Raw genomic sequence first — 11,845 nt, 5'->3', positions numbered from 1 at the left:
CGAGGTAAAGTATGACGCAGGGTTCGCTGGGCAGTAATCTATGGGGGCCTCCACCTCAGTCTGTAGCTGAAGACTTCGACGTCTTTTCCAAAAAGTATCCGGCTGAAGAGTTTCGCCGCATCGCGGAACTGATCGCTTCGGACGAGGCCAACAAGCCCGTCGGTCCGACCAAGCTATCGGAAACCATACTGGAAAAAGTAAGAAACGGATCACCTGCCTCGTTCATTCGAGTGAGCGATGGAGAAGGGAACCTTCTTGGCCTTGATCCAAAGTTTGGAGTGCCCGAAGAATTGGCAATGTGGTGCGCGGAGCGCATTTCATACATCCATTTCGGCGAACATTCCGTGGTTCGGGAAGCGAAGGATTTCTTCCGAGACATGATGCGCGATGCGATTTTGCAATGCGATATCTTCGGTGTGCCGGAACTTCATCGAATTGATGAGATGTTCAAAGTTCCAGAGCCGGACGTCGATGTTCGGGCGGTAACTGGAAACAGGCTTGGCGCACTTTTGTGCGAAGAGTATGTCAAAGACCCTGCATACCGGGGGAAGAATATCGCAAGCGCCTGGTTCAACAGACAATTGTTGCCTCATTATGCAGAGATTATCGGATCAGCGGAATCGGTCATTACGGTGTCCACCTATGACTCGCTGCCCGAAAAACTGTCATCGGCATTCGGGATTGAAAGATCAAGAATCGATTGGATTGGTGTTCCAACTCAAGCCGTCTTTGTTCCAACCAAGGAAAGACAGGACACGCGACACTACCCCGACGGGATGGAACGGATTCTCACCGAAATCCGCAGCTTGAATCGGCAGTCACTAGTGCTTGTTGCAGCAGGCCTGCTTGGCAAGCACTATTGCACCGTCGCGAAAGAATGCGGCCACATCGCGATTGATATCGGTAGCATACCCGAGATTTGGCTTGGCATCGAAGCGCGCGGTCTGTCGCCTGATTATATCGAGCGATGGAAGCTCTAAGGAGCATTTCCTTGGGTCATAGGCCCTCAGCTTTGGCCTATTCCAAATACTTCGCTCGCTCGATCCAACCTGTGGTGATGCCAGTCATCCACTAGGCTGTCCGTGCCCCAACGCTGTTGAAACACGGCCAGTTCTTTCATGTACCGCTCCAGATGTTCCGGTGCAAAATCGAGGCCGCGCGATTTGCTTTCGTGGTGAATGAGCGTGGCCTTGGGCGTGTAGATATTTTTGAGACCAAGCTCACGAAGTTTGAGGCACAGATCGACATCGTTGTAAGCGACCGCGAGGCCTTCTTCATCAAGCCCGCCAACCGCGTCGAAATGTTCTTTTGCGACTACCAGGCAGGCGGCTGTCACCGCGCTTGCACCGCGGGCTATCAAGGCTTGGGCATAATAGCCTGGCTCCCCTTCCGGCAGGGCCTTGTGCGCGTGACCAGCTGCGTTCCCGATACCAATTGCGACGCCAGCATGCTGGATAGAACGGTCGGGATAAAGCAGCCGAGCACCCACGGCGCCTACGTCTCGTTGCAATGCTTCGCGCATCATTTCGCTCAGCCAGTCCGGTTTGAGGACCTCGATATCGTTGTTGAGAAGGCACAGATATTCGCCCGTCGCATTCAAGGCTGCGAAATTGTTGATCGCGGAATAGTTGAACGGGTGTGGCCAGCGTACGACCCTTACGCGAGGATCACTCGAGACGGCGTCCATGTAAGCCAGTGTCTCGGGCTCCACGCTTTGATTGTCGGCTATGATCAGCTCGAGGTTGTGATAATCGGTGTTTTCGAGAACGCCCTCGACACAAGTGCGCAGCAGTTCCAACCGATCTCTGGTTGCTATGATAACGCTCACCTTGGGTAACGCTTCGGACAAGGGAAACTTCACCGAAACCGTGCCGAATGGTCCTTCGACAACGTTTTCAGCTCTATCGCCCAAGAAACGCCTCACTGACTGTGCCGTCCGGGCGCCCTTCAACTGCCATGAGTTCGGGTCTGTCAGAGCAACGACGCGCATAATATGCTGGGAGCCATGTCGGTCGGCGGCGTGCAGAATCAGCTCGTATGGGTCTTCTGGTGGTAACGCTTGCGACTGATCCACGATCGCAAGGCAATGATCTACGTTGAGCGCGCAGGCATTGCTTACAAAATCCTGCGACAGAGCCATCCGTTCGTCCCATTGCGGCTTGAGCCACATCTGGGGTTTGGGATTCAAACTTGATCGCTCGGATTCGTCGCCGAAGAGGACCGCAGGCTTGCTGTCGTGAGCCTGCCGCAGAAGGTGCGAGGCGTATCCGACAATTGCGTGGCGCGGCAGGCGGGTCTTAGAATCGAGCGAAACAAGCCAGTCCGCTCCCAACTCGTGTGCGCGTGCCATGGATTTGTGCAATGCAGCGAGCGAGGGAGAGCAATTCTCGATCAACTCGACGAGTTCATGCTGAACGTCAGGCGGAGTGTTCACGCCTGGCTCGGTGGTAACAAGTATTCGTTCTGGGGCTAGCGACTGCTTGAGCGCTGACCGGATTGTGCCGCGAACATCACGATGGTCATCGCTCTTGAGGACATGCACATGGATGCAGATGACAGGTTTAGCGCGGCTACCAGAATGACGGTGAACGCTGGCAATATCTGCCTCACCCCTGTCGGCGTTCCAGCGCTCTGCCGCGTAAGGAAGTCCGGCGATCGCGTTTTCAAGCCGTCCTCTGGCGCGCAATTTCTTGCCGAGAATCCGCCAGCTGAGGATTACCGCCAACCGATGAGGTGCGCACAGCGCCATCAGCACTAGATCGCGGGCCCGGTGCTGCGAAATGCGCGTGACTTCGCCTTTGCGGTCAAACGATCCGTCTTGGCGTTGGTTCGAATTATCTTGCAATGGGCTAGGCCTGAACCTGCTTTATCGTTAGGGGAGCGCTTCATAAGCAAATCTAGCAAGAATTCACGATGAATCTGAAAACACTGTTCTGGTCGCTCGCGCTCCTGTTTTTGGGCGCATGTTCCAGCTTTCCTTCGAGCGGCCCCACCAGGAGCCAGATCGAGACTTCGGTTAATGACGCAGAGATAGCCGGTCTCGATATCGAGATTGTCCCCGTCGACAGCCTTGGCGCAGTCCCGCCAGCAGTCGCGCCTGTCGAGTGGCAGCTGCCGGATCTCGATGCTCGCCCAACCGATCTGATCGGGCCAGGCGACGTTCTCTCCATCACGGTTTTCGAAGCGGGCGTGTCGCTCTTCAGCGGCGATACCCTTGCACCGTCGGCTGCAGGCGGTGTCGGGTTCGACCCCGCGGTCAAGGCGCAAACGCTTCCACCGCGCCGCGTTGACGACAAGGGCTACATCGATGTCCCCTATGTCGGGCGTGTTCCCGTGCAGGGCAGCACCGTGGTCGAAGTCGAAGAACAGATCCGCCGCGCGCTCAAGAACCTGTCGCAGGACCCGCAGGTGCTCATCAATCGCGAACAGGTGATCGAAAACTCGGTCATCGTGGCAGGCGAAATCGCGCGCCCCGGTCGCCTCGTATTAGAGACGAACCGGGAGAGCCTTGGCGATATCATCGCGCTTGCTGGCGGCTATCGCGGCCAGGCGCACGAGCTTGTGCTCCAGGTCGAGCGCGACGAGAGCGTCGCTCAACTGCGGTTGGGTGACGTGATGTCGGGCCCGTATCGCAATCTTCGCGCGTTTCCGGGTGACAGGCTGACGATCCTTGATGAACCGCTCATGTTCTCGGTCCTCGGCGCAACCGGGCGGGTCCAGCAAATGCCGTTCCGGCGCGAGCGGATGACCGTGGTCGAAGCCATCGCAATGGCAGGCGGCCCGAGCGATGGTGCGGGCGATCCCAAGGCGGTATTCCTGTTTCGCTATGCAGGCCCTGACGGCACCGAGCCGACGGTTTATCACTTCAACCTGCTTGAAGCGCCGACGTACTTTCTTGCCCAGCAGTTCGCTCTGCGCGACGACGATGTGCTGTATTTCGGCAATGCGGCCTCGAACCAACCGCGCAAGCTGATCCAGGCTGTCGGCCAATTGTTTGGCCCGATTGTCACCGCGACCACGCTTGCGAACAGTTTCGACAATGGCGGCGGCGGCAACAACACCGGCAACTAGAGAAGGCCATGGAGATGGCGATCGGATTGGTTGAGCATGCGGCAATCGCTGTCGCCATCCAAATCGCTATTGGCCTTACGACGCGGAACTGGTGGGCCGGCGGTTTGGCTGCCTGTTGCTACTTCATCGGACGCGAGCTTGCCCAGGCCGAGTATCGCTGGATCGAGCAGTATGGCGAGGGACTGCGCGCCAATGCGCCCTGGTGGGCAGCGTTTGACAGCCGCGTTTGGACTACGGCGGATCAGTTCGCTGATTTCATCGGCCCGATAGTCGCGTGCACCGTGCTGGCTTTCTCTATGAGCCGCCGAACGACGCAGCCTTAATCGTCGATCGGCCGCCGCTTCCCAACAGGTGTCCAAGGCTGACCGATTTGCTTCTCCAGCCGGTCGCGCAGCTTCCAGAGCCAGCCGATCCGGCGTTCGGCAATGCCCGGGATGCTGAGCAAGTCCCCTCCGAGCCACGGCAGGAACGGATTGCGGCGCGAATAGGACCATATCTCGACGCGCTCGCCCGATCGGCTTGCAGGACCACGCGCGTGGAACCCGCCCGTATCCGCCACAACCAGCGTGTTCTCGGGAACGGCAAGCTTGATCGCATCGCCAAGCTTCATCTGCGACAACATCGCCGAATTCACCCGCGGAGACCCGCGCGCTGACAGTCGGTCGATCACTTTAGGGTCGGCAAGGCTGCGTTGATGTTCCCATTCGAGGCGTTCGGGCGTGAAACGATGCGACCCAGGCACATAGGTGAACGGGCCGTCTTCTTCCTCGACCGGGCGCAGGAACAGCCATGCCTTCATCGAGGAGTGGAAACTGTCCGCATGAACGGTTTCTTGAGGGTCGGGATCGTCGCCCCCGCAATTGCTTACGATGGTCTGGATATAGTGAAGCGGTGTCGTCCGGAAGCTCGCAACATAATGAAACAGAGCGTTGATGTCCTTGCGAGCGAGGAACCTCTCAAGCTCGGGAACCGCCTTCAGCATCTCGGGATCGATTGCGATCCGGCGGGTAATCGCATCGCCCTGACGCATCTCGCGCGCTGGCCAGCTGGTATTGAGAACCGCATCGCGCAGCGCGGCGAAATCCTCCTCGGGGATCACGTTTTCAATCTTCACGAACCCGTCGCGATCGAACGCTTCGCGCCATTCGCGCGGTACATGCCGCGCTAGGCGGCGACGGCGCCAACGACAAAGCCTGTCCGCAAGACGAACGCGCGCACGGTGAAGACCGCGCCGGTTGAGCCGCTGCGAGCCGATCAAGGGGTGGTCGAGAAAGCTCTTAGCACCCGTTGCAAGTTGCGCAGTCCAGACCGGGGCCATCAGGACTGACTTGATTGTCCCGGTCACGCTCATGCCGCCGCCGCGTCGCTCCTGCCGCCTTCGGCTGCGAGCGCCGACTTGGTCACCTCATCGATGCGCTGGAGCTGGCGCACCAGCCCCTCGAACCGGTCTAGCGGAAGCGCATTGGGGCCATCCGAGAGCGCGTTCGCCGGATCGGGATGGGTTTCCATGAAAACCCCCGAGACGCCCGCCGCAACGGCGGCTCGTGCGAGAAGGGGCACATATTCGCTCTGACCACCCGACTTCGATCCGAGCCCACCGGGCTGCTGAACCGAATGGGTGGCATCAAATACCACCGGACAACCCGTTTCAGCCATGATCGAAAGCCCTCGCATGTCTGAGACGAGGGTGTTGTAGCCGAACGAGGTGCCCCGCTCGCAAAGCAGGAAGTTGTCTGGGCGATGCCCCGCGCTTTCAGCCGCCGAGCGAGCCTTGGCGACAACATTCTGCATGTCGGCAGGTGCCATGAACTGCGCCTTCTTGATGTTCACCGGCTTGCCCGTCGCTGCGACCGAGCAAATGAAGTCGGTCTGGCGAGCCAGGAATGCAGGGGTCTGCAAGACGTCCACTACTTCAGCAACAGGCGTTGATTGCGCCGGTTCATGCACATCAGTCAGTACAGGCAGCCCGGTCTCTGCGCGGACCTTTTCGAGGATCCGCAGCCCGTCTTCCATCCCCGGCCCTCGGAACGATGTGCCCGACGTGCGATTGGCCTTGTCGAAAGAGCTTTTGAAGATCAGCAAGACACCCAACCGCTCCGCGATCTTGGCGAGTTCATCCGCAACCGAGAGCGAATGATCCTCGCTTTCGATCACACATGGGCCTGCGATCAGGAATAGCGGGCTACAGGTGTCGATTTGGCGGGAGCACAAGATCATGGCGGGACGTCCGATTAAAACTTTGAAATATCTGGTGGCTGCAAGGGGTGCAGGCGCAAGATTGCCCGTCATTGGCCTCACCTGCGTGTAAGCCAGTCTCTACCGGCTTGACATACGGGGGCGCAAGGGTCGATCAGTAGCGTTCTTTGGTCGCAACTTTTCCTGGTCGTATTTATTTCTCCGATGAACCAAGCGCTTCTGACAACACACGTGTCTTCTGCCCTGAAGACACTCGACATCGAAATCGGGGGTCTCAAGGATCTTAAACGCGCCTTGTCGGACTCCGGTTTGGGGAATGCGTTCGAACGCGCTGTCGATGCGTTCAATTCGAACAAGGGCCGGATTATTGTCACCGGCATCGGCAAGAGCGGTCATATCGCTCGCAAGATCGCGGCGACCTTCGTATCGACCGGAACTTCGGCGCTTTACCTTCACCCCGGTGAGGCCAGCCACGGCGACCTAGGAACCATTTCGCGTGACGATGTCGTGTTCGCGATCACTTGGTCAGGGACGACGCAGGAACTGAGCGATATCGTGAACTTTTGCGGCATCAATAACCAGCAGCTGGTGGTTGCCACGGCGCACCCGCAGAGCTGGATTGGCAAGGCCGCTGACATTTGTCTGACGCTACCCATGGTGCGCGAGGCTTGCCCAAATGAGCTTGCTCCCACGTCCTCGACCACGATGCAGATGGTGCTGGGAGATGCGCTTGCCGTGGCTTTGATCGAAGCGCGCGGGTTCTCGCCTCAGAATTTCGGAATTCTGCACCCGGGCGGCCTGCTCGGAGCGAGGCTGACGACACTCGAAAAGGTCATGGCGACAGGCGAAGCGCTCCCTATGGTATCGCTCGACGCGACCCTGCGCGGTGCAACGATCGAGATGAGCCGCAAGCGTTACGGCTGCACGGCAATCGTCGATCAGGACAACCGTCTGGTGGGAGCCTTCACCGACGGCGACTTGCGCCGCTCGATCGCTGCCAATGATCTTGACGACAATATCGCGAGCCACATGTCGCCGAACCCGGTCACAGCCAGCCCGAAAATGATGGCGGTCGATGCGCTCGCCCTGATGAATGATAGCGCGGTTTCGGTCCTCTTCGTGACCGAGCAGGAAGACCGGCTTGTCGGTATCGTGCACATGCATGACCTCGTCCGGCTTGGAATCGGTTGATCGCTCTTTCGTTGGGTCACGCTCGGGTTTGAGCTAGGTCAGGCGCACCATGACTTCGCCAGCAGATGACACTCGCTCTAGCGACCTGATTGTGATTCCGGCTCGCTACGGGTCGACGCGCTTGCCCGGCAAGCCGCTGCTTAAGATCGCAGGGCGAACAATGCTCGAACGCGTCGTGGCCAATGCGCGCAAGGCTGCGCAGGCTGCTGGCAATTGCGATTTCGTGGTGGCGACCGACGATCAGCGCATTGCCGACCATGCAATGCAAATCGGCGTTCAGGCAATCATGACCGACAGCACGCTCACCTCGGGAAGCGCGCGTGCTCATGCAGCGGCGCGTGAATATGGAACGCCTGAGCGGATCATCAGCCTTCAGGGCGACGCGCCCTTCATCCCCGCAGAAACGATTGCCGCTTTGATCGATCGCCTGCGCGAAAGCGGTGCACACGTGGCAACCCCCGTGTACCAGCTGGATTGGGAACGTCTTGATCGATTGCGCGCTCATAAGAAAGTAGCCCCATTTTCGGGTACGACCTGTCTGCGCGACAAGGAGGGTAAAGCCCTTTGGTTCTCCAAGAACATCCTTCCCGCGATGAGAGGTGAGGAAAAGCTGCGCACTGAAGCCCTGTCACCAGTTTGGCAGCACCTTGGCCTCTACGCATACTCGAATGAGGCCCTCGACTGGTTCGTCGATCAGGAAGAAGGCAAGTACGAGCAGCTCGAAGGCCTCGAACAGCTTCGCTTTCTCGAAAACGGTTGGGCGATTGCAACGGTCCCGGTCTCGCCGCCCGAACATGCGCTGTCAGGTATAGACACAGCGGAAGATCTGGCGATCGCGGAAGAAGCGATCGGGCGCTTGGGCGATCCGTTCCCGATTTGAGGATTGCGCCGCTTGCCGCGACAATCGCAAACGCTAGAAGCTCATCCATGTTTTTTATCGTCCGACACGGCAACACTTTTGACGCTGTAACGCCGCCGCGTCGGATCGGCGCGCGAACCGATTTGCCCCTCACCGAGGCGGGCGTAGAACAGGGCTCAGCGCTGGGCAGATACTTCGCCCAGCGCGGCATTCAGTTTGCGCGTGCGTTTGTCTCTCCCCTGTTGAGAACACGCCAGACAGCATCGGCCATCCTTGAGCATCAGTTCGACGCTCCGCAGATCGAGGAAGCTCCTTTCCTGAAGGAAATCGACCACGGACCTGATGAAAATCAGACCGAGGATGAAGTGCTCCAGCGGATCGGAAATGAAGCTCTCAGCGCCTGGGATCTCAAGGCTGAGGTCCCCAATGGGTGGATCGTCGAACCAGAAAAACGCATCAAGGCATGGCGAGCGCTCTTCGCGCAAGGGCACGATACCTCGCCTATATTGCTCGTCACCAGCAATGGAGCGGCACGCTTTGCGCTGCTCGCAGATGGTGGGCTGCGCAAACAGGCACAGATGCTTGAGAGTCTCAAGCTGCCCACTGGCGGTTTCGGCATTATCGGTCGTGACGCGAATGGTGCCCTGAGCCTCAGAGAATGGGGCCTGCGACCGTGAGCCAGCCTACGCCGTTGCTGCGCGCACCCCCCTTCCCCGGCTACCGACCTGGCAAAGCTGAGGCTCTTGCCGGCTCCGCTGTTGTTTCCGAAACCGACGCAGAAGCCGTAGTCGAAGCAATGCGCGAAGCGCGTGTTGGCGGAACCTTCTGGGGCAATCCCGTTCAACTGTCTGATGAGCTTCGCGAAGCTGTCACCGTCGTCCGGTCACGCTCGCAGGATGAGCGCGACCGACTGGTGACAAATTGCGGCACCGACAAGACTATTGCTGTCGAAGCCACGGAACCGGATGACCCGGTCGATCCATGGAGCATCCTACCGCAGGCCGCGAAGTTGGTGGCGCACGGCGATGATGAATGGGTCGCTATCGCGGCGGTCTTGGGGTTGGAAGTCGACATCATCTCCTCCGGTCGATTCGGCGAGCCTGGCGAGAAGATTGAGGAACTGAAGAAGCGGGCTGCGGAGGCGATCATGCAGCCTTTCGCCGATCCGTTTTCAGGATCTTGGATCGCCCCGCTCAAAGCTATTTCGCTGCTATCCGAATGGCGACGAGTGATTGATGCCAATCGCGGGGAGGAGGGCCATCGATTGGTCGCCGCTTGCGGGATCAGTTGGTGGAAGCGCTTTGAGATTGAGCGGTTTCTGTGGTCGCCAGGTCCTCCTCTGCGCATCTTCCGTAGCTCTAGCCGTGCCCTTGCCTATGCTCAAAGACAGGGCGGCGCGCTTGCGATCTGGCCATCGCGCATTTCGCGGGCACTGGTGGAAGACGCTCGACGCAGAAACGTGCCACTCGTGCGGGTGGAGGACGGCTTCGTTCGCTCCGTCGGACTTGGAAGCAACCTGGTCCCACCGCTTTCGGTCATCGTCGATCGGACCGGCATCCACTTTGACCCTTCGATGGCAAGCGACCTTGAGAGAATTCTCTCCGTCCACGCATTTTCCGCGAGCCTGATTGAGCGCGCGCGCCGCCTGCGCGAGACAATCGTTGCTGCGGGGATCAGCAAATACGCAAGCGGCCATTATGCTGCCGCTCGCGACCAGCGTGACATTCATGCCAAGCGGATCATCCTCGTGCCCGGGCAGGTCGAGGATGACATGTCCGTACTTGCAGGAGGAGGTGGCCTCACTTCCAATCTCGAGCTCTTGCGCCGCGTCCGCGAGCACGAACCCGACGCAGAGATCTGGTGGCGTCCGCATCCCGATGTCGATGCGGGGCACCGCAACGGCTTCGTGGACGACACGGTGGCGCTCCAATTTGCCGACAAGATCGTTCGCGAAGGGTCGATGGCCGACCTCCTCGACCAAGTCGATAACGTGCATGTACTCACGTCGCTGTCCGGTTTCGAGGCACTGCTGCGCGGGCGCGATGTGACCTGCCACGGAACTCCCTTTTACGCAGGCTGGGGACTTACTCGTGACCTCGGCGAAGTTCCAGATCGCCGAGGTCGCACACTGAAACTCGATCAACTGGTGGCGGGCGTGCTCTTGCTATATCCGCGCTATCTCGATCCCGTAACGGGTCTGCCTTGTCCGCCTGAGATCTTGATACAGCGCATGAGCGACCAGCGCACACCCAACCGACTCCAATGGGTCGCCCCGCTCCGCCGAGCTCAAGGAATAATGATGGCGCGACTGCGCAGAAGGAAACCCCGATGACCCGCGTGGTTCTGGACATCTCTCGCCTGATATCGCGGGTCCGTCATTCCCGGCCTTCGGGTGTCGATCGGGTCGAGATGGCCTATTGCCGCGGACTTCTAGCCGAGTTCGGTGACAATCTCGCATTCTCGGCCGTGCACCCGACGGGGCGATACGGCCGGATCGATCGCAATGTCGCATTGGACTATCTTGATCACCTCGAAGAGCGCTGGGCTCATCAGGGTGACATCGGTGGACAACGCTCGATCCCTGCGGTCCTACCCTGGATGAGGCGTCTGATGCCTGTCCGCAAAGGCGTCGGCGCGGCCAACGTCGTCGTGCAGGTATCGCCGCATCATCTCGATCAGACCGAAAAAAAGCGCGAGATCCTCGCACGAGAGCGGGGCAAGTTCGTGTGCCTGGTCCATGACCTGATCCCGATCGAATATCCCGAGTATGCGCGTCCAGGCGGACGGCGACTGCACGAGGCGCGGATGACGACCGTTGCCGAACTGGCTGACGCTGTGATCGTCAATTCTGCCGCCACCGGCGCTTCGCTCTCAAACTGGATCGAGGCACAGGGCAAGGCGCCGCCACCGATCAATGTGGCCTTGCTCGGCACACAGGAATTGCCGGTTACGCCGGCGCTCGAACCCGACGATGAAAAGCCGTATTTCCTGTGCCTTGGGACCATCGAACCGCGCAAGAACCACCTGCTCATCCTGCATCTGTGGCGCAGCATGGCCCAGACGATGCCCGCCGAGGAGATCCCGAACCTCGTGGTCATCGGTAGAAGGGGATGGGAAAACGAGCAGATCGTGGACCTGCTCGACCGCTCTCCGGCACTTGCTCCGTTCGTAAAGGAGATCAACAGCTGCGGCGACGATGAGCTCGCCGGCATGTTGCGGGGGGCAAGCGCGTTGCTGATGCCGTCTTTCGCGGAAGGCTACGGGATGCCGATTGCCGAGGCGTTGGCCTTGGGCACGCCGGTCCTTGCAAGTGACCTGGCCGCGCATTGGGAAGCCGGTGGCAATGCCCCCGACTACCTCGACCCGCTCGATGGCCCGGCCTGGCGCGCAGCCGTCCTCGATTACGCGAAAGAGGGCGCCATGCGGTCAGCCCAGGTCGAGCGCATGCGCGACTGGCACGCCCCGGACTGGTCCGATCATATGAAGATTGCGGCCGAAGTGATCACTCGCACGGCGAGCTGAGCAGGG

Annotated in this window: 11 protein-coding genes; 8 read left to right on the top strand and 3 right to left on the bottom strand. The window is 59.5% G+C overall.

The genetic code is table 11. From position 1 onward, the window contains the following. The first annotated feature begins 11 nt into the window (after window positions 1-11). On the top strand, window positions 12-980 hold the full coding sequence (locus NAP1_RS15235) for a hypothetical protein (RefSeq protein WP_007166224.1): 969 nt from the start codon (window positions 12-14) through the stop codon (window positions 978-980). Between the two features lie 26 nt (window positions 981-1,006). Here NAP1_RS15235 and NAP1_RS16140 read toward each other — a convergent pair whose 3' ends face one another. Beyond that, on the bottom strand, window positions 1,007-2,845 hold the full coding sequence (locus tag NAP1_RS16140) for a glycosyltransferase family 2 protein (protein ID WP_007166223.1): 1,839 nt from the start codon (window positions 2,843-2,845) through the stop codon (window positions 1,007-1,009). Between the two features lie 68 nt (window positions 2,846-2,913). On the opposite strand from NAP1_RS16140, the gene NAP1_RS15225 reads away from it, so the two are divergent. Together NAP1_RS15225 and NAP1_RS15220 are read left to right on the top strand one after the other, a co-directional pair. Next, window positions 2,914-4,071: a polysaccharide biosynthesis/export family protein gene (locus NAP1_RS15225; RefSeq protein WP_007166222.1), complete on the top strand. Its 1,158-nt coding sequence runs from the start codon at window positions 2,914-2,916 to the stop codon at window positions 4,069-4,071. Window positions 4,072-4,079: 8 nt separating this feature from the next. Further along, on the top strand, window positions 4,080-4,394 hold the full coding sequence (locus tag NAP1_RS15220) for a hypothetical protein (RefSeq protein WP_007166221.1): 315 nt from the start codon (window positions 4,080-4,082) through the stop codon (window positions 4,392-4,394). On the opposite strand, the gene NAP1_RS15215 is transcribed toward NAP1_RS15220, so the two are convergent. Together NAP1_RS15215 and kdsA are read right to left on the bottom strand one after the other, a co-directional pair. Further along, the gene (locus NAP1_RS15215; RefSeq protein WP_007166220.1) at window positions 4,391-5,422 is read right to left on the bottom strand and encodes a phytanoyl-CoA dioxygenase family protein; all 1,032 of its coding nucleotides are present in this window, start codon (window positions 5,420-5,422) and stop codon (window positions 4,391-4,393) included. The two genes, NAP1_RS15220 and NAP1_RS15215, sit on opposite strands and share 4 nt — an antisense overlap. Further along, window positions 5,419-6,288: a 3-deoxy-8-phosphooctulonate synthase gene (gene kdsA, locus NAP1_RS15210; protein WP_050750440.1), complete on the bottom strand. Its 870-nt coding sequence runs from the start codon at window positions 6,286-6,288 to the stop codon at window positions 5,419-5,421. The genes NAP1_RS15215 and kdsA overlap by 4 nt, the downstream gene beginning before the upstream one ends. A gap of 210 nt (window positions 6,289-6,498) precedes the next feature. Between kdsA and NAP1_RS15205 the strand changes: the two genes are divergently transcribed. Genes NAP1_RS15205 through NAP1_RS15185 form a run of 5 tightly spaced genes read left to right on the top strand, consistent with a single transcriptional unit; the run spans window position 6,499 to window position 11,839 of the window. Further along, on the top strand, window positions 6,499-7,458 hold the full coding sequence (locus NAP1_RS15205; protein WP_241761228.1) for an SIS domain-containing protein: 960 nt from the start codon (window positions 6,499-6,501) through the stop codon (window positions 7,456-7,458). A gap of 49 nt (window positions 7,459-7,507) precedes the next feature. Further along, on the top strand, window positions 7,508-8,338 hold the full coding sequence (locus NAP1_RS15200; protein ID WP_007166217.1) for a 3-deoxy-manno-octulosonate cytidylyltransferase: 831 nt from the start codon (window positions 7,508-7,510) through the stop codon (window positions 8,336-8,338). Window positions 8,339-8,385: 47 nt separating this feature from the next. Then, entirely contained in the window at window positions 8,386-8,994 is a 609-nt protein-coding gene (locus NAP1_RS15195; RefSeq protein ID WP_007166216.1) for a histidine phosphatase family protein, read from the top strand. Next, window positions 8,976-10,649 (top strand): capsule polysaccharide transporter, encoded by a 1,674-nt coding sequence (locus tag NAP1_RS15190; RefSeq protein ID WP_007166215.1) that lies wholly within the window; start codon window positions 8,976-8,978, stop codon window positions 10,647-10,649. The genes NAP1_RS15195 and NAP1_RS15190 overlap by 19 nt, the downstream gene beginning before the upstream one ends. Then, window positions 10,646-11,839, top strand: a complete 1,194-nt coding sequence (locus NAP1_RS15185; protein WP_040464534.1) for a glycosyltransferase family 1 protein — start codon at window positions 10,646-10,648, stop codon at window positions 11,837-11,839. The genes NAP1_RS15190 and NAP1_RS15185 overlap by 4 nt, the downstream gene beginning before the upstream one ends. Window positions 11,840-11,845: the final 6 nt, after the last annotated feature.

Source organism: Erythrobacter sp. NAP1, from assembly GCF_000152865.1.
Taxonomy (GTDB): Bacteria; Pseudomonadota; Alphaproteobacteria; order Sphingomonadales; family Sphingomonadaceae; genus Erythrobacter.
This window is presented reverse-complemented; position numbering and strand designations above follow the sequence as displayed.